Here is a 20531-nt window from a genome sequence, read left to right as displayed (position 1 = left end):
GCGGAATCCTCTGCTGTTCCCGTTGTTCCCGTAACGGAGGGGGACAACGGGACCGAGCTGAAACGGGTGATCGGTCCCGGACTGCTGCTGCTCTTCATCGTCGGCGACATTCTCGGCACCGGGGTCTACGCGCTGAGCGGCCAGGTCGCGGCCGAGGTGGGCGGCGCGGTGTGGCTGCCGTTCCTGTGCGCCTTCGTGGTGGCGATGCTCACCGCGACCAGCTATCTGGAACTGGTCACCAAATATCCCCGCGCGGGCGGCGCCGCCGCCTACTCGCACCGCGCGTTCGGTATTCACTTCCTCACCTTTCTCGTCACCTTCGCGGTGATGTGCTCCGGGCTGACCTCGGCGTCCAGCGCCTCCAAGGCGTTCGCGGCGAACCTGCTCTCCGCCCTGAACGTGGACGGTGACCACGGCCGCGTCGCCATGGCCATCGCGCTCGGCTTCATGGCGCTGATCAGCCTGGTCAACCTGCGGGGCGTCGGCGAGAGCGTCAAGGCCAACGTCGCCCTCACCACCGTGGAGCTGAGCGGCCTGCTGATCGTCATCGGCATCGGCGCCTGGGCCGTGTTCCAGGGCGACGGCGAGTTCTCCCGGGTCACCGACTTCCAGACGCCGGGCGGCGAGTCCGCCTTCGGCGCCGTGACCGCGGCCACCGCGCTGGCGTTCTTCGCCATGGTCGGCTTCGAGGACTCCGTCAACATGGCCGAGGAGACCAAGGACCCGGTGCGGATCTTCCCCCGCGTCATGCTGATCGGCCTGACCATCACCGGCGTCATCTACGTCCTCGTCGCCATCGCCAGCGTCACCCTGGTCGCCCCCGCCGAGCTCGGCGTGGGGGACACGCCGCTGCTGAAGGTCGTGGAGGCGGGCGCGCCCGGCTTCCCGCTGGAGATCTTCGCGTGGATCACCGTGTTCGCGCTCTCCAACACCGCGCTGATCAACATGCTGATGGCCAGCCGCCTGCTCTACGGCATGTCCCGCGAGCGGGCGCTGCCGGGGCCGCTCAGCCGGCTGCTGCCGCGCCGCCGCACCCCCTGGGTCGCGATCACCTTCACCACGCTGCTGGCGTTCCTCCTGATCGGCTACGCCGACCTGTCCGCGCTCGGCGGCACCACCTCATTGCTCCTGCTGTGCGTCTTCGCGGTCGTCAACGTCGCGGTGCTCGTCCTGCGCCGGGACGAGGTCGCCCACCGGCACTTCCGCGCCCCCACCGCGCTGCCCGTCCTCGGCGTCGTCCTCTGCGTCTACCTGGCCAGTCCGCTCTCCCAGCGCTCGGGCCGCGACTACGAGATCGCCGGCTGGCTCATGGCCTCCGGCGTCGCGCTCTGGTTCTGCGTCTGGGTGGGCAACCGGATCATCACCTCGCGCAGAAGCGGTGTGAACTGACCCGAAAACGGCCAGGACCCGTTGCCAGCCGGTCGGGATGCCCTCTAGAGTCCGCCGCAGCACAGCAATGGGAGCGCTCCCCTCACTGTCGGAAAGCCTTGAGAGGAGCAGCATGACATCGCGTCTTCGCGCCACGGCGGCCGCGATCGCGGGCACCGTGGGGTCACTGGCCGCACTGGTGACCGCGGTTCCGTCGGCGCAGGCCGACGTTCAAATCTGCGAACAGTACGGCACGACCACGATCCAGGGTCAGTACGTGGTCCAGAACAACGTCTGGGGCTCGACCGCGCCCCAGTGCATCAACGCCACGGACACCGGGTTCTCGATCACCCAGGCGGAGGGCAGCGCCTCCACCGACGGCGCGCCCAAGTCGTACCCGTCGGTCTTCGCGGGCTGCCACTACAGCAACTGCTCGCCCGGCACCACCATGCCGATCCAGATCGGCTCGATCCAGAGCGCCACGAGCTCCATCGAGTACCAGTACGTCGACAACGCCGTCTACAACGCGTCGTACGACATCTGGCTCGACCCCCAGCCCCAGACGACCGGGGTCAGCGAGACGGAGATCATGATCTGGTTCAACCGGGTCGGCCCGATCCAGCCCATCGGCTCGCAGACCGGCACGGCGAACGTCGGCGGCCGGAGCTGGGAGGTGTGGACCGGCAGCAACGGGGCCAACGACGTGATCTCGTTCGTCGCGCCCTCGGCGATCGGCGGCTGGAGCTTCGACGTCACGGACTTCATCGACCAGGCGATCAGCCACGGCCTGGCGGACGAGTCCTGGTACCTGACCAGCATCCAGGCCGGTTTCGAGCCCTGGGAGGGAGGCGCCGGGCTCGGCGTCCGGTCGTTCTCGGCCGGCGTGAACTGACAGCGTGAACTGACGGCGTGAGCTGACGGCGTCCGGGTGAGGGGTGGTGCCGCGCGGTCGCGGAAAACGGGATGCCCGTGACCGCGCGGGCCCGGACAATCGCCGCATGCTGAAGGACCACTGGCCCCTGCTGGGCCTGCGCCTGACCACCCCCCGTCTCGAACTGCGGCTGCCCGGGGAGGGCGAGCTCGCCGCGCTCGCCGAGCTGGCGGCCGAGGGCATCCACCCGCCGGAGGAGATGCCGTTCCTCTTCCCCTGGACCGACCTCCCCCCGGCCGCCCGCGCCCGCTCGGTGGTCCAGCACCACTGGCTGCGCCGCGGCGACTGGACCCCGGAGAACTGGTCGCTGGCGCTCGCCGTCTTCTTCGAGGGCCGTCCGGTGGGCTTCCAGGACTTCGCCGCCCGCGACTTCGGGACGCTGCGCCGGACCAGCAGCGGCTCGTGGCTCGGCCGGAGACACCAGGGCCAGGGCATCGGCACCGAGATGCGCACGGCGATGCTGCACCTGGCCTTCGAGGGACTCGGCGCGGCGGAGGCCGTCTCGGGCGCGCTGGAGCACAACGCCGCCTCGCTCGCCGTCTCGCGCAAGCTGGGGTACGAGCGCGACGGGGTGGAGCGCGTGGTGATCAGGGGGCGCGCGACCACCGAGATCCGCCTGCGCCTGCCGCGCGCACGCTGGGAGGCCGCCGCCGACCGCGCCGCCGCCGACCGTGCACCGGTCACCGTCACGGGCCTGGAGCCGTGCCTGCCGCTTTTCGGGGCCGTTCGGGTAGCCTGACCCTCGCAGAGGCCGGGTGCCTCGGGTGGGTGGGCAGCCTTTTCGGAGGTTTGCCGTGCCGCGCCGTTACACGCCCGTCCTGCGTACGCCCGGGGTCGTGATCCCGCTGGCGACCGTCCTCACCGGGGCCGCCGCGATCGGAATGCTCGATCTGGCCCTGCTGCTCCTCACCCGCCACCGCACGGGCTCCCTCGCGTTCGCCGGCGCCGTCACCGGCGCCTTCGGTCTGGGGAACGCGGCCGGCCTGCCGTTGCAGGGGCGGCTGATGGACCGCTTCGGCCTCGGGCCGGTGCCCGCCGCCGCGGGCGTCGTCTGCGGGGGCGCGCTGCTGGCGCTGAGCCTCGGCGACCGCGACTGGCAGCTGATCCCCCTCGCCCTGCTCGCGGGCCTCGCCCTTCCCGCCACCACGGCCGGGACCCGCGTCCTGCTGCGCGACCTGATAACGGACCCCGCGCTGCGGCCCGCGGCGTACGCGCTGCTCGGCGTCCTCTTCCAACTGGGCCTCCTCGCGGGCCCTTTGCTCGTGTCCTTGCTGCTGGTGACGGTGAGTCCCGGCTCCGCGGTCCTGGTGGCGGGCGCTCTCGCGGCCTGCTCGGGACTGCTGTTCCCCCGGGCCGCGGCGGGCGGACCGCACCCGCGCCGGGTGCGGCCGGAGGGCGGCGCCCTCGCGTTCCCCGGGGTGCGGACGCTGCTGGGCGGCAGCCTGCTGGGCGGCCTGGCGGCGGGCCTGGTGGGGTTCGGCGTCCCGGCCGTCGCCCTGGACCACGGCGCGCCCGCGCTCAGCGGCGTGCTCCTCGGCGTGGCGGCCGTCGGCACCCTGGTCGCGGGGCTGGCGCTCGGCACCCGGCCGCGTCACCTCCCCACGGTGCAGGCCGCGGCGACGGTCACCGGGCTGCTGCTGGCCGCGTCCACCGGCTCGCTCCCCGCGTTCGCCGCCGTCCTCTTCCTCCACGGGGCGTGCGCGGCGCCCGTGATCCTGGCCGTCTCGACGCTCCTGGACTCGGTCGCGCCGCGCGCCGCCCTCACCCAGGCGTACGCGCTGACGGTCTGCGCCCACCTCGTCGGCACGGCCGCCGGATACGCCCTCGGCGGCAGCCTGCCGCCCGCGCCCCTGCCCTACGCGGCGGCGGCCCTGGCGGCGGCGGTGGCCTGGACGCTCCTGCGCCGCGGCACGCTCGTCCCCCGCTGATCCGGGCCGGTGAGACGGCGGTCTCAGGTCGGGGGGCCCGTGACGACGGCGGTGACGCGGGTGCCGCGCGGCAGCCCGCCCGATGCCGCCAGGTCGTGGAGGCAGTGGAGCATCTTGGCGACATAGCGGCGCTCGATCGCGAGGCCGTGCCGCTCCTCGAACGCCTCGGCGAACGCGGCGAGCCCCGCCGGTATCCGTCCGTACCCGCCGCCGTGGTGGGTGTGGGCGATGCGCCAGTTGCCGAACGTCCGGCCCCAGCCCTCCTGGTGCAGGCGGGTGACCTCGCCCTCCAGATAGCCGGCCCCGCCGCGCAGCACGGCGACGCCCAGGGCGCGCGCGCCGGGCGGGAGGCCCGCGGCGATGCCCGCCAGCGTGCCCCCGGTGCCGACCGGCGCGCAGACGATGTCGCGCGCCCCGAGGCCGGCCGGCTCCGCCGCGAGCTCGGCGCCTATCTCCGCGGCGCCGTGCGCGGCGGCGGCGTTGGACCCGCCCTCGGGCAGCACGAAGCAGCGGCCGAAGCGGCGTTCCAGGCGGTCGCGCGTCGCGGGCTCGTCGAGGGTCCGCAGCATCGCCCGGTAGGCGGCGCGGCCGGCGAACGCGAGCTCCATCCCGTCCGCCTCCGCCGCGGCGAGCGTGGGGTTGCGCGGCGCGTCGGCCAGCTCGTCGCCGCGGATGACGCCCACGCTGGTCAGGCCGCAGGCGGCGGCAGCGGCGGCGACCGCGCGGATGTGGTGCGAGTACGCGCCCCCGAAGGTGAGGAGACGGGTGTGGCCCAGTTCGGCCGCGGCGCACAGATTGGGCGTCAGCTTCCGCCATTTGTTGCCCGCGACCAGGGGGTGGATCAGGTCGTCACGCTTCAGCCGCAGCTCTGTCCCCGCCGCCGCCAGCACCGGGTCGGTGAGCGCGGCCACGGGCGAGGGCAGGACCGCGGGCGACAACATCGGTACGAGTGTACGAACGCGGGGTCACGCCCGCCGCCTCTTCGCCCGGTAGGACCGCATCTTGGCGCGGGCGCCGCAGACCTGCATCGAGCACCAGCGGCGGCGGCCCGCCGGGCTGTGGTCGTAGTACGCCCAGCGGCAGCTGTCCGCCTCGCACGCCTTGAGCCGCTGCCAGGTGCCCCGCGCCTCGGCCTCCGCGACCACCGCCGCCACGCGGGCGGCGAGCGCCGCGGCGCCGCGCAGCCCGGCCGCCGGGACCAGCGTCGCGGCCCCCGTCAGGGGATCGATCTCCAGCGTGAGCGGCGCGGCGGCGAACGCCTCGTTCAGCTCGGCGGCCCGGTCCGGCCGTGGCGCGGGCCCGGTGTGCGCGACGCACGCCTCGCGGAGCGCCTCGCGCAGCCGCAGTACCTCGGGGAGGTCCGCGCCGGTCAGCGCGGTGCCGGCGCGCTCGGCGAACGCGGCGAGCCCGTCCGGGTCGGCCAGGGAGTCACCGCCCCCCTCCAGGTCGACCGTGTTGACGAAGTCCTCGACCAGGGCCAGCCCGCTCGGCGTCGTTCTCGCTGCCACGGTTGCAACGTTACCGGTGATCCGCCATCATGAGGTCACTGTCGCGTTACCGCTAGGCGCGTTACAGAGGTAACGCGTCCCGGAGGGAGAACTGCCATGGCCATCGCCACGATGGGGGTCACCGTTCTGGACTGCCCGGATCCGCGGGAGCTCGCCGCGTTCTACGCCGCCGTGCTGGACTGGCCGGTCATCGAGGGGGGCGACGAGGAGTGGGTGGAGCTGGCCGGGCCGCACGGGCGGCAGCTGGCGTTCCAGAAATCCGAGGGGTACCGGGCGCCCGACTGGCCGGGCACCGAGAACCCCCAGCAGTTCCACCTGGACCTCGACGTCCCCAGGGCGCGGCTGGACGAGGCCGAGCAGGAGGTGCTGCGGCTCGGCGCGAGGCTGCTCGAGGACGACCAGGGCGGCACGCGCGACTGGCGCGTCTACGCCGACCCGGCCGGCCACCCGTTCTGCCTCTGCGTCCGCTGAGACGGGACGCGGGCCACGGGCGCCGGGTCCGCGCACACGAAGGCCCCGCGCGGCACTCCGCGCGGGGCCTTTCCGTCCCTCTCGGCCGTGGGCTCACCACCCGGCGCTCACTCCGCGCCGACGGTGACCTCCTCGTCGTTCTCCAGCTGCGAGATCAGCAGCTCCGTCTGCTCCATGTCCCACAGCACCGCCGAGCCCTGTTCGGTGGAGTATCCGGGGTCGGCGACGGGGATGTTCATCCGCTCCGCGCCCCGCATCGCCCAGAACATCGCGCGCAGGTCCCACAGGCTCATGTCCTTGTCCACGATCAGCGCGTCCAGGCCGGCGCCCATCGTCGGGTACAGCGTGAACGGGTTGAGCAGCGTGGACGGCGAGGCGGCCTGTCCGGCCAGCGTCCCGAGGAACTCCTGCTGGTTCTGCGTGCGGCCCAGGTCGCCCTCGGCCTCCTGGTAGCGCTGCCGGTTGAACGCCAGGGACTCGGCGCCGTCCAGCATCTGGCAGCCCGCCTCGAAGTCCGCGCCCGAGTTGTCGTCCTGGATGGGCTCGTCGAAGCACATCTCGACCCCGCCCAGCGCGTCCACGACATTGGCGAAGCCGCCGAAGCCGATCTCCGCGTAGTGGTCGATGCGCAGCCCGGTGTTGAACTCGATGGTGCGCACGAGCAGTTCGGGGCCCTCGATGGAGTAGGCGGCGTTGAGCTTCTGCTCCTGCGCGGGTATGCGGTCGCCGGAGACGGAGCCGGTGAACTCGGGGATGGTCACCCAGGAGTCGCGCGGCAGGGAGACCATGGTGTTCCCGTTGTCGCCGACGTGCAGGATCATGATCGTGTCCGTGCGCTGGCCGCCGGTGTCGCCGGTGTGGAGCTCCTGCTGCTCCTCCTCGCTCAGGCCCTCGCGGCTGTCGGAGCCCACGATCAGGTAGTTGGTGCCCTTGCCGACGGTCGGCCGGTCCTCGACCGAGGCGAGGTCCACCTCGCGGCGCAGCTTGCCGTCGGCCCAGAAGTAGGTGGAGACGGCCGTGACCAGCAGCACCACGGCCAGCGCCAGCGCGCCGAAGCCGATGCGGCGGCGCCAGTTGCGCTGCCGGCGCGGCCCGCGCGGCCCGTCGTCGTACGGGTCACCGTCGCCGTAGGGCGGCGGGGGAGGCGGGGGCGAGGAGTGGCGGCCCGGCGCGTTGCCCCGGTACACCTGTCCCTCGCTGTACCCCGAGTCGTAGCCCGCCTCGGGTCCCGGCCGCTGCCCGTGGCCCTCGTCGTGCAGGGGCGGCCGGGGGCGGGGCGGTCTCTGCACGTGCGGCATCACCCGGGCGCTCTCCGGGCGCGCGCTGCCGCTGCCCTGACCGTAGCGGTCCCCGTTCCCGGCCTGATTCCGGGCCTGGCTGTCGTCCGTCCAACCGTTCGGCCAGTCGCTCATAGCATGCCAGTGTGCCTGTCCGCCCTGATCAACGGGACCCCGGGGGCCGACTGTGGCAGAGCTGATGCATTCCGCCGGCGCGCGCGCCCCCGGCTTACGCTGGCCTCATGGCCCAACCACCCGGGAAACCCACCGCCGCCTCGCGCACCACGCTGTCGCACATCATGACGCAGGCCGACGTCAACCTCCTCGGCACCGTGCACGGCGGAGTGATCATGAAGCTGGTCGACGACGCGGCCGGGGCCGTCGCCGGGCGGCACTCGGGCGGGCCCGCGGTGACGGCCTCGATGGACGAGATGGTGTTCCTCGAACCGGTCAAGGTGGGCGACCTCGTCCACGTCCACGCGCAGGTCAACTGGACCGGCAGGACCTCCATGGAGATCGGCGTCAAGGTCCTGGCCGAGCGGTGGAACGAGTCGACGCCCGCCACCCGCGTCGGCACCGCCTATCTGGTGTTCGCCGCGGTGGACGAGACCGGCAAGCCGCGCCCGGTGCCGCCGGTGCTTCCGGACAACGACCGGGACCGCCGCCGCTATCAGGAGGCGCAGATCCGGCGCACCCACCGGCTCGCCAGACGCCGCGAGATCCTGGAGTCACGCCGCCGACCTCTGTGAACGGCCGTGGGGGCTGGCGGTGTTGCGGCTTCGACGCTTGGCCTAGGTGGCGCGGGCTTGCCCGGGTGTCCGTGTCGTTCGGATGCACGAGGAAGGCACCTACGGGGGGAGGGTTCGTGGGTGTTCGCCGTCCCGGTGACCGGCAGGGTTGTGGATGGATGAGGCGGGTGTCCGAACGGGCGCAGCGGATGACGGTGGTCTTGGGTCGGTCTGTTTGCTGTGGCTGGGGTGGCGCGCAGCTGCTGCCGCCTCTGTGTGCCCTTGTTGGTCATCCGCCGGGCCGGTGGGGGTCGTTGCCCAACCGGGCAGTGGTGGCGGTGCGCGGTCGTCTGCCCCTTCGGGCATCTGGAGGTGGGGACTGTTCTGAAACGCGAAACACTTCGTTTTAAACAGAGTGTTGAAAACAAACCGTGCGCCGTTTGAAAACAGTCCCCGCCCTCCGATGCCCGATAGGGCAACGAACCCACCGGCCCGCTACATAAGCCCCGGCGGCGCGCGGGCAACGACGAATACGTGCGGCCAGAGCAGGCCCGAAGGGTGCGCGCCACCTCAACCCCCCACCCACAGACCGACCCAAGACCAGAGTCATCCGCTGCGCCCGTTCGGACACCCACCTCTTCCACCCGACAACCCTGCCGGTCACCGGGACGACCCCGACCCACGAACCCTCCCCCGCAGGTGCCTCTTTTCGTGCATCCGCACGAAACAGACACCCGGGCGACCGTGCGCCACCTAGGCCAGGCGTAGAAGCCGCCCCCCGAACAGGCCCTAAGCTCGGCCGCGATGCCGCCCCGGGCCGCCCCGGATATAAGAGGACAGCCCGGCTGCGGTCACGCCGCGGCACGCAATACGCTGGCATCATGCCGACCCCGTTGCCGATCAGCGGCGAGCTGCGTTCCCTGGTGGGCTCCCCCACGGAGGCCACGCTCCTGGACAGCAGCCCGCGCTCCCGGGTGTGGCGGGTCGAGTTGCGCGGGGGCGGCCGGGTGATCGTCAAGCAGATCGCCGACGGAGGCGGGGCCGGGCCCGGCGCGGACGCGCGCTTCGCGCGGGAGGTCGCCGCGTTGCGGCTCGCCGCGCGGGCCACCCGGCCGGCCGTCGCGCCCGCGCTGCTCGGAACGGACCCGGCGTCCCGGGTGATGGTCCTGGAGCACCTGGACGATCTCGGGGTGGCCGACGACTGGATGCCCGGCTACGCCGAGTCCCTCGCCCGGCTGCACGCACTCACCGGGCCGCCCGACGCGGGCACGCTCCCCGCCTGGTCCGGACCGACGGCCGCCGACGCCGAGTCGTTCCTTGCCCTCGCCAAGGCGCTCGACGTCCCCGTCCCGCCCGCCGTGCCGCGCGAACTCGCCGACCTGATCGACCGGCTCGACCCCGCGAGCCACCATGCGCTGCTGCACGGCGACCCCTGTCCCGGCAACGACCTGCGCACCGCCACCGGCGTCCGCTTCGTCGACTTCGAGCAGGCGTCGCTGGGCAACGGCCTGGTCGAACTCGCCTACTTCCGCATCGGGTTCCCGACCTGCTGGTGCGCGATGTCGGTCACGGCCGCGCCGCTCGCGGAAGTCGAGGACGTCTACCGTGCCACCTGGCGGAGCCTCACCGGCACGGACGTCCCCGGGGATCTCGCCGACGCCTGCGCCGGCTGGCTGATCCGTGGCGACGCACTGGTCGAACGCGCCCACCGCGAATCGGTCGACCACCTCGCCCGGGTGCCGACCGAGGACTTCGCGTGGGGCCACGTCTCCGCCCGAGAGCGCCTCGTCCACCGGCTCGGCGTGGTCGCCGGCCAGACCCGCGACCACGACCGTCTGCACGCGCTCGGCCACCTCAGCGCCGCCCTGGCCGCACGTCTGCGGGAGCGCTGGCCCACGCTGCGCCCGCTGCCCGCGCACGACACACGGCCTCGGTAGCTACCGTTCCGCACGGCCCGAGGGCCCCGGTCCGCGCTGACCGGGGCCCTCGGTGGTTCTCAACTGCTGTGCGGCGCTGCCGCGATGACCTACTCTTCCGCTCCGAAGAGGTGGGTGTAGGTCGCCAGGGCGATGGCGATGTCCGCCTGTGCCCAGAAGCGGTGGTACTCGAACGTCGGCACCTCGCCGCCGTTCAGGTACGCCTCCACCTGCGGCCAGTTCTCGTCCTCCTGGTAGAAGGAGCGGATCGAACCGAACGTGGATCCCGGCTCGACGACATCACCGTTGGGCATGGTGCCGCTCCAGCCGGCGGGGACGTACACCTCGTCCTCGAAGCGCGAGTAGTCCTCGCGGGGCTCGGGGACCGTGATGCCCTGGTCGTCCTGGAGGGCGAGCAGCGCGTCGAGCAGGCCCGACGCGGTCTCCTGGGCGGCCGTGTCGCCGCTGGCGGCGGCGTAGAAGGACAGGGCGTTGGCCAGCGAGCCGGTCACGCCGACGTCCTGCGAGTAGCCGGTGACCTCGACGTGCAGGCCCGCGTTGTCACCCGGGTTCGCCGGGTCCCAGGTGTCGGGGGCGCCGTTCCACTCCAGCGTGGCCGGGATCTGGAAGTCCCCGCCCTCGCCGATGGTGACCTCGCTGACGACCCAGTCGGCCCACTTGTCGAGGACAGGGCCCACCCGCTCGTCGCCGCTGGTGTAGTAGTACTCGGCGAGCCGCTGCATGGACCACGCCTGCATGCCGAACCAGCGGTTCGACGGCGGGTCGTGGTACACCGGCTGCTCGTCGTAGTACATCCCGTAGAACGTGGGCGTGCCCGACGGCGGCTGGGCGTAGTGGCCCTCCCAGCTGTTCGTCGCGCCGCCGGCGATGCCGCCCTCGGCCGACTGGAGCCAGGTGTAGAACTCGATCATCCGCTCCAGGCTGTTGCCCCAGTCCTCCGTCGCGGTGGGCGACTCCGGCTGGAGCGCGGCGTCCTCGGAGAGGACGTAGGCGGCCATCGGGTTCTGGTAGCCGAAGTGCGCGTAGCTGGAGCCGATCCGCCACGCCCAGCCGGCGGAGGTGTCCACCGCGCCGCCCCAGGCGTAGTACCACGACATCAGCGAGTGGTTGCTGCTCTTCCCGCTGCCCGCGGCGCACTCCGAGGGACCGACGCAGTCGCCGATCTCCTTGAAGTACTTGTCGTACATGGAGTACCGCAGGTAGTCGCCCATCATCGCGGCCTTCTCGACCGTCTCGGCGACATCCCCCGCGTTGCCCTGCTCACCGGCCCAGATGTTGGCCCAGTAGGCGGCCTGCACGGCGCGGGCGTCCGCGTCCGGCGCGTTGGTGTAACGCCACTGCTGCGCGTAGGAGGCGTCCCCGGTGAAGAGGTCGAGGTAGCCGTTCTCGCCGCCGTAGCTGAAGTCGTCGCAGGACGGGTGCGTGACGGTCTCCCAGGTGGATTCCTGCGGACCGCGCTGGAAGGTGTTGATGAACGTCGGGTCGCCCGCCGTCCCGCCGCAGACGTCACCGTAGCCGTAGACGTCGTCCACGTCCTGGAGCCAGTGCATGCCGTAGATGTCGTCCGTGCCATAGGTGGACGACAGCTCGTTGGCGAGGGGGTCGTCGCCGACGGGCACGTCGGTGTCGAGCTGCGCCGGGTAGTCCGCCGGGTCGTTGGACTCCGGCGCGTAGGTGGCCGGCGACGACGGGTCGTAGAAGCTGTTCGTCGGCTGCTCGTCGGCGCTGGGGATCATCCACTCTTCCATCAGCGCCCAGGCGTCGTTGAACGGAGCCCAGTCGCCGGTGACCTGACCGTACTGGGCCTCCAGCCAGATCAGGTACGAGTACGCCTCCGAGGTCGTCTCGTGCCCGTGGTCGGGTGCCTCGACGATCATCGTCTCGACGGAGTGGTAGGGGATGCCCTCGTCCGAGAAGTACCCGTTCGCCGGGTCCTTGATCGTCTCGTAGAGGGTGAGGAACTGCTCCTCGTACTGGAGGAGTTCGGGCTCGTCGCCGAAGGGCGAGCTGGCGTTGCCCTGAGCCGCCGCGGTCAGACCGAGGGGCAGGGAGAGGGCCACGGCCCCGGCGACCCAGAGGCGCCGGGACGTGCGGTGTCTTGTTCTGGTCGGGGTCTCGATGTGTGATCCACGGCGGATCCGCATCGCGTCCTCCTCGCGGCTCGTGGGGTGAGGAGCTGTTCGTGACCAGTGGGAGCGCTCCCAAGCTTTGAGCAATGGACTGCACACGTCAAGACCCATGCGAAATCCGGCTCCTGCATGGCAGGTCAGCGGTAAATTCTCGAACGACCCCTTGGCGGGAAGGGCAGTTGTGGCCTACGGTCCCTTCAACCAGTGGGAGCGGTCCCAAACTGTCAGGCGCCGGGGACGGCGCGCTGCGACGACCCGGAGCCGCTCCGAGCATGTACCCCCACAACCCCCACATCCCCCCACGATCTCCCCGGTGCTCCGCACAGGAGCAGTGGCGAGTACCCCCGTGCCTTCGGCCAGGTTCGCTCCGGCGTTCCTGCCGTCGAGACCCGTCATCGGTCTGTTCTCCGGCCCCGCCCGTGGCCGGCGACGTCAGCACGTGTGGGCATGCGGCGGGCCAAGGGAAACGTCTCGGCGCCGGCTTCCCGGGTCGCCGTGGCGGCCCGTCCCCGAGCCGCGACGGCACCCGACGCCGTTCGGCATCTGCCGTACGCAACCATCCGGAGGATTAACAGCATGAGCCGCACCAACCCCCCACACCGCCGACTACGCCGGCGGCCCGTCATGATCGCGGGCGCCCTTGTCGGCGCGGCGGCGCTGACCTTCACCACCCTGAACACCGCGTCAGCCGGTGACGACGCCCAGGTGCTCCAGCGCGTGGACAACCCCTACGAGGGCGCGCAGCTCTACGTCAACCCGGACTGGGCCGCCGCCGCCACCGAGGGTGGTGGCTCGGCGATCGCCGACCAGCCCACCGCCGTGTGGCTGGACAGCAGGGCCGCCATCACCGGCGGTTCGGCCGGCTCGAACACCATGGGTCTGGCGGAGCACCTGGACGAGGCGGTCGCCCAGGGCGCCGACGCGATCCAGATCGTCACCTACAACCTGCCCGGTCGCGACTGCGCCGCGCTCGCCTCCAACGGCGAGCTCGGCCCGGAAGAGATCGACGTCTACAAGAGCGAGTTCATCGACCCGATCAACGAGATCGTGTCGGACCCGGCCTACGCCGACCTCCGCATCATCAACATCGTGGAGATCGACTCGCTGCCGAACCTGATCACCAACGTCGGCAGCCGTGAGACGGCCACGCCGGAGTGCGACGTGATGCTGGCCAACGGCAACTACGTCGAGGGCGTGGGCTACAACGTCGCCACGCTGGGCGCCAACCCGAACGTGTACAACTACATCGACATCGGGCACCACGGCTGGATCGGCTGGGAGGACAACTTCCAGGCCACCGCGGACCTGCTGTTCGAGGCCGCCAACGCCGGAGGCGCCTCACCCGAGGACGTCCACGGCTTCGCCGCCAACACCGCCAACTACAGCGCCACGGTGGAGGACAACTTCGCCATCGGCGACACCATCGGCGGCCAGCCGATCCGCAGCGAGAGCTCGTGGATCGACTGGAACAACTACGTCGACGAGCAGTCGTTCGCCCAGGCGTTCGCCACGGACGCGGCACCCGGGGCCGGTTTCCCGTCGGGCCTCGGCGTCGTGATCGACACCTCGCGCAACGGCTGGGGCGGCTCGGAGCGTCCGAGCGGACCCGGTCCCGAGACCTCCGCCGACGAGTATGTCGACGGTGGCCGCTACGACCGCCGTATCCACCTCGGCAACTGGTGCAACCAGTCCGGTGCCGGCCTCGGCGAGCGGCCCACCGCGTCGCCCGCCGCGAACATCGACGCCTACACCTGGATCAAGCCTCCGGGTGAGTCGGACGGCTCCAGCGAGGAGATCCCGAACGACGAGGGCAAGGGCTTCGACCGGATGTGCGACCCCACCTACGAGGGGAACCCGCGCAACCAGAACAACATGTCCGGCGCGCTGGACGGCGCCCCGATCTCGGGCCACTGGTTCCAGGCCCAGTTCGAGGAGCTTCTGGCGAACGCCTACCCGCCCCTGTGATCTGACCGGATCGCCGGACCGGATCTGAGGGACGCCACCCCCCACGCACCCGCCCCCGTTGCCTCCCAGGCACCGGGGGCGCGGTGCGTCCGGGGCGCGGTGCGTGCGGGACCGGCGCGCGCCCGCGGGCGTTCGGCGCGGGCGTCACGGGGTGCGGGGCAGGTACCGCAGCCGCTCCGCCGCCAGGCAGGCGCGGGTCAGCCCGGCGCGGACGGAGACCGCCGTGCTGCCGCTGCAACTGCGCACGTACAGGTCCACGTTGATCAGGGCCACGAGGATCGCGTACATGCGTTCGTCCTGGAGCTGGCCGTGCACGATCAGCAGCCCGATGACCCAGACGATGCACAGGTAGAAGACGTGGGTCCAGGTCCACTTGACGAGTCTGCGCAGCCCGGGGATCGTGCCCGGCGGCACGGTCGACAGCCCTTCGGCGCGCGCTCGGGCGATGGCGGTCCGGCTGAAGGACATGCACCAGAAGTTGCACAGGAAGCCGCAGGTGACCCCGGCGGCGAGGGCGATCGGCCACCAGTCCCGCTGCACCAGCGTGGGGGGCAGACACGCCAGCGCCGCCGCGACCCCCCACAGCCTGATCGCCACCTCCGCGCACCGCGCCCGCGCGGTCAGCCCGCCCTGCCCGGGGCCGGTGATCAGGGGAGTGATCCCGGCCAGGACGTTCTGGTAGTGGCGGATCCCCGCCAGCAGGCTGCTGACGGCCACCAGGCGAACGGCCAGGCTGCCCGAGAAGTCCTCGACCGGGTAGGTCGGTTGCCGCAGCGCGTCCAGGAAGGGGAACTCCTCCTCGGAGCTGCCCGTGGCCCACTGGAGCACGCTGATCGGCTGGTTGCCCCAGTCCCAGCCGATGTCCCGCAGCCACCAGTAGAGGATGATCAGGCCCGCGGTGTAGAAGACGCTCGCGGCGACCCAGGACGTGAACATCAGCCAGCGCACGTACATCCCGCGCCCGTCCCGGTAGATGTCCTGCCTCCGGCGGATGCGCCACATCCGCCACGCCCGGCGCGGCGCGCCGTTCAACGGGGTGAGCAGGTCCCGCGGCCCCTCCGCCCGGCCCTCCCTGGCCGCCAGCACCGCCTCCAGCTCCTCGTTGAAGTGCCGTGCCAGCTGCGGGAAGAGCGGGGCCCCGGGGTCGGGGCGGAAGATGAGCAGGCGGTTCCGCTCCTCGCCCGCGGTCAGGTCCTCGACGAGGCGGGCCAGCACCGGGGACTCGGCGTACAGCTCGTCGGGCAGGAGGGTGGTGCTCTCCGGCCAGCCGTTCGGGGCGCCGGCGATGGCGACCAGCAGCAGGCCGAGCGAGTAGACGTCCGCGCGCAGCGACTCCCGGCCGCTGTTCCTGATCTCCGGCGCGACGTACCCGGCGTCGGGCCCCTCGGAGCCGGAGACGGCGTGCGAGTAGAGGTAGTTGACGCCGAGATCCACCAGGACCAGCGACCTCGTGCCGGGGGTGGGTTCCTGGACGATGATGTTCGAGGGCGAGAGGTCGCCGTGGTGGAGCCCCTCGCTCTCCAGCTCGGCGAGGGCGTCGAACAGCTTCGGCCCGAGCTCTCCGAGCAGGTCGGTTCTGAGGCCCGGCCGCGGCGGCTGTCCCCCGAGATATTCGGCCAGCGTCTTGCCCTCCACGAACTTCATCATGATCCACTTGCCGCAGCTCGCCCACACCTGGGCGAGGTGGCGCATGTCCGTGCTCTGCCGTCCGTAGCGGGACATGTAGCTGCCGGTGGCCTCGGAGATGGCCGGGACCCGGAGGTAGGGGAGGAGGATGCACTTCAGCGCGAGCTGGCGGCGGTGCCCCTGCACGAGGACGGAGCGCCCCTGGAGGATGAACGAGGTCGTGCCGTGGCGGTGGAACGTGAGGCTCGTGGGGTCGAGGCGCCGCCACTCGGCGCGGGCCGCGCGGAGGTCGGCGGACCTCCCGGGGGCGTACAGGGCGCAGAGCGCCTCGCGGACGGCGGGCTCCTGGAGCGTCGGCACGCACAGGTCCGCGCAAGCCAGACCGGGTGGGTGCCCGTCGCCGGGGGTGCCGAAGCGGCGGGCGTAGGAGTGGCGCAGCGACACCAGGGTGACCAGGAGCACGCCGAGGTGGCCCACGAGGGGGCGGCCGAGGAGCCGGTCGGGCTCGGGGCGGGCGTGGAACGCCTGGCGCCAGCGGTGGAGGTCCTCGATGACCGTGTCCCAGGAGCGGCCCAGCTCGAACCTGAACGCGCCCGCCTCGACGGGGATCTGGCGCAGGGCCCGCTCCCAGGTCCGGGTCGCCCAGCCCAGTAACTCGGCCTCCGCGGCGGCGTCCCCCTCGGTCAGACGCAGGACGGTCCGTATGTCGTTCACCTCGGCGCTCCTCGGTGGTTCCGGTTCCGGCGGCGGCCGACCGGAACCAGCGCCCGAACACACCGGCGTACCCCCGGGTGTGCTCCGGCGCGCGGAGCGCCACGGCGGAGATCACCCCCGCACGCCCCCCGTCGGCATCGCGTCTGCGCCCCAGGGTGTCAGAGGGCGGCTGCCGGGAAAAGGGCGCCCGGCGCGGACGGCGACCGCGTCCTAGGAACCGAGCGGCCAGCGGCGGGCGCCGAACTGGGTGACCGTCACCAGCGTGTCCCCGTCGGGCGAGAGGGCGACCGCCCCGTCCGCCCGGCCGAACGGGATCTCGGCCACCACCGTTCCGCCGCGCGCCTCCCAGACCGCGCCCCAGCCATGGCTGCCGGGGAAGTACGCGCGGGGCCCGCCGGTCGCCGACCAGACGAGGGCGCCGTCCGGCTGGTCGTGCATCGGCAGGTCGGGGACGGCGAGCCGGGGCCGTTCGGTCAGCTCCTTCACCGGCGCCGCCGGATCCGCCTCGGCCTCCCCGCCCTCGGGCAGCGGCAGCAGCCACAGCGCCGCGTGGCCGCGGTCGGTCGAGCCCGCGACGGCCAGTTCGGTGCCGTCGGGCGCGAACGCGAGCCCGGTGATCTGCCGCAGCCCGGCGGGCTCCGCGCGCACCAGCGCCGCGCCGGTTCCCACGTCGCGCACCACCACGCGGCTCTGCGCGTCCCGCGCGCCGAGCGCGACCCGCGCGCCGGTCGCGTCGAGCGCCGCCGCCTCGACCCGCACGCCCCGCCAGTGGTCGGGGTGCGCGACCGGTTCGGCGACGATGCGGACCGTCCGGCCCGTCGCCGCGTCCAGCACATGGACCGCGCCCGCCGTGTGGAGCGCGAGCGCGAGCCGGGAGCCGTCGCGGCTGAACGCGAGCCGCAGCCGCTCCTCGCCGTACGGTGCGGTCGCCGGCAGCGGATGGCGCCAGCGCGGTGTGCCGCCGTAGGCGTCGTCGAGGACCACGCAGGAGCCCTCCCCGAGCAGCGCCCGCGCCACGGCGTCGCCGCCCGGGACGAAGGCCAGGTCGGCGAGGTAGGCCGCGTCCGGGACCCGCGGCAGCAGCGCGACGCTGGGCCCCGCGCCGGAGGGGCCGGGCCGCTCGAACGGCTCGGGCCAGCGGCAGAGCACCTGCGGGCGGTCGGCCGAGTCCCGTTCGAGCTTGGCGCCGAACGCCAGGGCGACGCCGCCGTTGGAGACCGCGGCCACCGGGATCGACCAGTGGGAGCACGGGAGGGGGGCCGCGTCGCGCGGCCCGCCCGCCAGGGCGGCCGGCAGCCCGTCGAGCAGCACCGTGCCGGGCCCGGCCTCGGGCGGCGGCGGGGGCCCGGCGTCCGGGGACGGGGCGAGTCCCGCGAGGAACCACGCCTCGATGTCGTCCTGAACGGTGACCAGCGCGAGGCCGTCGGGCGTGAACGCGGCGATGGCCGCGGCGGGATCGGCCCACAGCGTCCTGCCCTCGCCGTCGAAGAGCAGCGAGCCGAAGTCGGCGCCGATGAAGCCGTAGGGCCCGGCCTGCGTCCAGATGGCCCGCGCGGTCAGCGCGGCGCTCGGCGCGTCCGCGTCCAGGCCCTCGGCGAAGCCCTCGGGGCGCAGCATCCTGCCGGGCGTCAGCGTCAGCGCGCCGACCGGGCCCTCCGAGCCGTGCACCGCGACCACCCGGGCCGCGGGGCAGGCGGCGGTGGCCAGGCCCGCCCGTTCCGGCGCGCCCCCGACGGCCCCGCCCACCGCGAACAGGGCGTCGCCGTCCGGCGCGAAGGCCAGCGCGCCCACCGAGGTCAGCCCGGTCTCGGCGGTGGCGAGCAGCACCCCGGTCACCACCTCTCGCACCACCACGCGCCCCGCCGGGCCCGCGTGCGCCAGCAGCCGGCCCCCGGAGTCCAGCGCGACCGGGCCGAACGCGTCCTGGCCCTCGGGCACGCGCAGCAGCACCTTGCCGGTGGCCACCTCGACCACGGTGACGACGTCCGTCGAGCCGGTCCCGACCGCGAGCCGTTCCCCGTCGCCCGAGAACGCGAAGCGCACCACGTCGTCCCGCCCGAAGGGGGCGTCCTCCTCCTCCTCGCCGAGGCACGGCCTGACCTGCCATAACGGCTCGCCCGTCCGCGCCGACCAGGCGTGCCAGGCGCCCTCGACGGCCGTCACCACGGTCTCGCCGTCGGGGCTGACCGCGATGTCGTACGCCTCGTCGTAGTACTCGCCGCCGCTGAGGTACCAGACCAGCGGGGCGTCCCTGGTGGTGTGCCAGCGCACGATGTCGCCGCCGTTGTGGTGCCACTCCGCGGCGGCGGCCAGCACCGCCCAGCGCAGCCCCGGCGGCGCGGCCACCGCGCTGGCGCCGCCGAAGAAGTAGGCGCTCTCGCTGTCGGCGCCCTCCTCCCGGTCGTCCTCGACCGGCAACGGCACCGTTCCGGTCTCGACGTTGTCCAGCCGGCCGAGGCGGCGCGTTCCGGCCAGCGCGTGGTAGGGGCGGACGTCACCCGCGACCCACTGGGCCCACCAGTGGTCGGGCATCGGGCGCTGGGCGGCGGGCCAGCGCAGCACCCGGGAGGTGACGGCGTCGAGACGCTCCTGGTCGAGCCCTTCGAGCAGGCCGCATATCCGGAACCAGCCCGCCCGGCCTGGGCGGGAGTCGAGCAGGGACTGCACCGTTGTCATCACGTCGTTCCTTGCCTCACCCGAGGTCGTACGCGCGCACGTGCGCGGGGCTTGCGACGACCAGCGCGCGGCCGTCGGGGCTGAGCGCCCAGGCCGTCGAACGGCCCAGGTCGGGGACGGAGAGCAGGTCCCGGCCGTCGGCCAGGTCCCAGACGGTCACGGTCCGCCCGGCCCGGACCGCGGCGCGCGGACCCGCCGGGCCCCACACCGGCCGGACGACCTGCTGCCTGGCCTCGCCCGGCAACCCGGCCAGCCTGAGCCCGGCCGTCCCCCCTCCGTCGAGTGCGACGATCACCGCCACGGCCGCGCCGTCCGCGGCGCCCACCACCGCGAGCGACCTCCCGTCCGGGGCGAAGACCAGGCCCGAACACCAGGTCACGCCGGTGAGGTGGGTCTCGACCTCCCCGGTGCGCAGGTCGAGCACGGCGACGGCGCCCTCGGGGGCGCGCTCGTACGGGCGGCAGAGCCGGAACGCCAGCCGCGAGCCGTCCGCGTCCACCGCCACGGCCTCGCTGCCGCCGATCCCCACCGGGTCCGCCACCTGCTCCCCGTCGGCGGCCGACCAGGCCACGACGCTGCGGCTGCTCTGGTCGCACCCGGCGACGGTCGCCCCGTCGCCGCTCACCGCGAGCCGCACGCCGCCGAAATCGCCGTATCCGGCGTAGAACGGCCTGCTGATCGACCGGCGCCACCGCTCCCCGGCGCCCAGCCGCGGCCAGTGCGCGACCTGGCCGACATGCTGCTCCTCCGTCCCGCCGAACGACGCCGTCAGCGCCGTCCCCCCGGGACCGAACAGCAGGTCGCGCACCGCGACACCCGGCGTCCTGCGCGCCACGCCCAGCCGCGTGGGACCGCTCCCCCGCTCCGGGGCGCCTCCCGCCGCACGCGCTCCGCCCTCGGGCGCTCCATCCCCGGGCGGTCCGCCTTCGGCGAGGTCGAACAGCAGCAGCTCGCCGAAGCCGGGGAACCACGGCGCGGCGGTGGCCACCGCGACCCGTTCCACCCCCTCCGAGACGGCCACCGCCGTCACGCGCTGCGCCACGGCGGGCCGGCCGGGCAGCGGCCGGCGGATGTCCAAGTCCCCGGGATCACACAGGTGCCGAACAGCCATGACACGGACCTTAAACCGCTCCGCCGCGGACGGAGACCGCCTTGCACGGGCCGGTGGGCGCGGATCGGCCACCCCCGTGTGCCCATAAGCAAAGTCCCGTACGGAACGGGCCGCCCTCGCGGGGGACGGGGGCCCACCGTCCCCCGCGAGGGCGGCCCGTTC

At 73.2% G+C, this 20531-nt stretch carries 14 protein-coding genes and 1 pseudogene; 8 read left to right on the top strand and 7 right to left on the bottom strand.

Annotation, left to right across the window (positions count from 1 at the left end; translation table 11 throughout):
• Positions 1–66 precede the first annotated feature (66 nt).
• The 4 genes and pseudogenes from ADY01_RS10540 (at position 67) to ADY01_RS10525 (ending at position 4227) form a co-directional block, all read left to right on the top strand.
• On the top strand, positions 67–1389 hold the full coding sequence (locus tag ADY01_RS10540; RefSeq protein ID WP_324612906.1) for an APC family permease: 1323 nt from the start codon (positions 67–69) through the stop codon (positions 1387–1389).
• 112 nt (positions 1390–1501) lie between these two features.
• Positions 1502–2257, top strand: a pseudogene (locus ADY01_RS10535) (GH12 family glycosyl hydrolase domain-containing protein); the annotation flags it as partial.
• Positions 2258–2366: 109 nt separating this feature from the next.
• Complete coding sequence (locus tag ADY01_RS10530; protein ID WP_049569619.1) at positions 2367–3038, top strand: GNAT family N-acetyltransferase; 672 nt, start codon at positions 2367–2369, stop codon at positions 3036–3038.
• 55 nt (positions 3039–3093) lie between these two features.
• Positions 3094–4227 (top strand): MFS transporter, encoded by a 1134-nt coding sequence (locus ADY01_RS10525; RefSeq protein WP_049569616.1) that lies wholly within the window; start codon positions 3094–3096, stop codon positions 4225–4227.
• Between the two features lie 23 nt (positions 4228–4250).
• Here the strand turns inward: ADY01_RS10525 and ADY01_RS10520 are convergent, their stop codons facing one another.
• Positions 4251–5168 (bottom strand): 1-aminocyclopropane-1-carboxylate deaminase/D-cysteine desulfhydrase, encoded by a 918-nt coding sequence (locus ADY01_RS10520; protein ID WP_049569612.1) that lies wholly within the window; start codon positions 5166–5168, stop codon positions 4251–4253.
• A gap of 24 nt (positions 5169–5192) precedes the next feature.
• Positions 5193–5735, bottom strand: coding sequence for a CGNR zinc finger domain-containing protein (locus tag ADY01_RS10515; RefSeq protein WP_049569610.1), 543 nt, complete (start codon positions 5733–5735; stop codon positions 5193–5195).
• Positions 5736–5831: 96 nt separating this feature from the next.
• Here ADY01_RS10515 and ADY01_RS10510 point away from each other — a divergent pair, with 96 nt between their 5' ends.
• Positions 5832–6206: a VOC family protein gene (locus tag ADY01_RS10510; protein ID WP_049569607.1), complete on the top strand. Its 375-nt coding sequence runs from the start codon at positions 5832–5834 to the stop codon at positions 6204–6206.
• Positions 6207–6313: 107 nt separating this feature from the next.
• On the opposite strand, the gene ADY01_RS10505 is transcribed toward ADY01_RS10510, so the two are convergent.
• Positions 6314–7618, bottom strand: coding sequence for an LCP family protein (locus ADY01_RS10505; RefSeq protein ID WP_049569604.1), 1305 nt, complete (start codon positions 7616–7618; stop codon positions 6314–6316).
• A gap of 107 nt (positions 7619–7725) precedes the next feature.
• Here ADY01_RS10505 and ADY01_RS10500 point away from each other — a divergent pair, with 107 nt between their 5' ends.
• Together ADY01_RS10500 and ADY01_RS10495 are read left to right on the top strand one after the other, a co-directional pair.
• Positions 7726–8232 (top strand): acyl-CoA thioesterase, encoded by a 507-nt coding sequence (locus ADY01_RS10500; protein ID WP_049569602.1) that lies wholly within the window; start codon positions 7726–7728, stop codon positions 8230–8232.
• A gap of 860 nt (positions 8233–9092) precedes the next feature.
• A complete protein-coding gene (locus ADY01_RS10495; RefSeq protein WP_049569600.1) occupies positions 9093–10148 on the top strand; it encodes a phosphotransferase in 1056 nt (351 codons plus the stop codon).
• A gap of 89 nt (positions 10149–10237) precedes the next feature.
• Here ADY01_RS10495 and ADY01_RS10490 read toward each other — a convergent pair whose 3' ends face one another.
• Positions 10238–12292 (bottom strand): glycoside hydrolase family 48 protein, encoded by a 2055-nt coding sequence (locus ADY01_RS10490; RefSeq protein WP_049569598.1) that lies wholly within the window; start codon positions 12290–12292, stop codon positions 10238–10240.
• A 561-nt stretch (positions 12293–12853) separates the two neighbouring features.
• Here ADY01_RS10490 and ADY01_RS10485 point away from each other — a divergent pair.
• Positions 12854–14242, top strand: coding sequence for a glycoside hydrolase family 6 protein (locus ADY01_RS10485; protein WP_049569595.1), 1389 nt, complete (start codon positions 12854–12856; stop codon positions 14240–14242).
• Positions 14243–14386: 144 nt separating this feature from the next.
• Here the strand turns inward: ADY01_RS10485 and ADY01_RS10480 are convergent, their stop codons facing one another.
• The 3 genes from ADY01_RS10480 to ADY01_RS10470 all read right to left on the bottom strand — a co-directional run bounded on the left by ADY01_RS10480 (position 14387) and on the right by ADY01_RS10470 (position 20369).
• Positions 14387–16582: a protein kinase domain-containing protein gene (locus tag ADY01_RS10480; protein ID WP_049569592.1), complete on the bottom strand. Its 2196-nt coding sequence runs from the start codon at positions 16580–16582 to the stop codon at positions 14387–14389.
• Positions 16583–16792: 210 nt separating this feature from the next.
• Complete coding sequence (locus ADY01_RS10475) at positions 16793–19258, bottom strand: WD40 repeat domain-containing protein (RefSeq protein ID WP_049569588.1); 2466 nt, start codon at positions 19256–19258, stop codon at positions 16793–16795.
• A 16-nt stretch (positions 19259–19274) separates the two neighbouring features.
• Positions 19275–20369: a WD40 repeat domain-containing protein gene (locus ADY01_RS10470; protein WP_159001104.1), complete on the bottom strand. Its 1095-nt coding sequence runs from the start codon at positions 20367–20369 to the stop codon at positions 19275–19277.
• Positions 20370–20531: the final 162 nt, after the last annotated feature.

The sequence above is a fragment of the Streptomyces sp. SBT349 genome (assembly GCF_001083795.1).
GTDB lineage: Bacteria > Actinomycetota > Actinomycetes > Streptomycetales > Streptomycetaceae > Streptomyces.
Note: the sequence above shows the minus strand (reverse complement) of the source record. Positions and strands in the feature narration are given on the sequence as shown.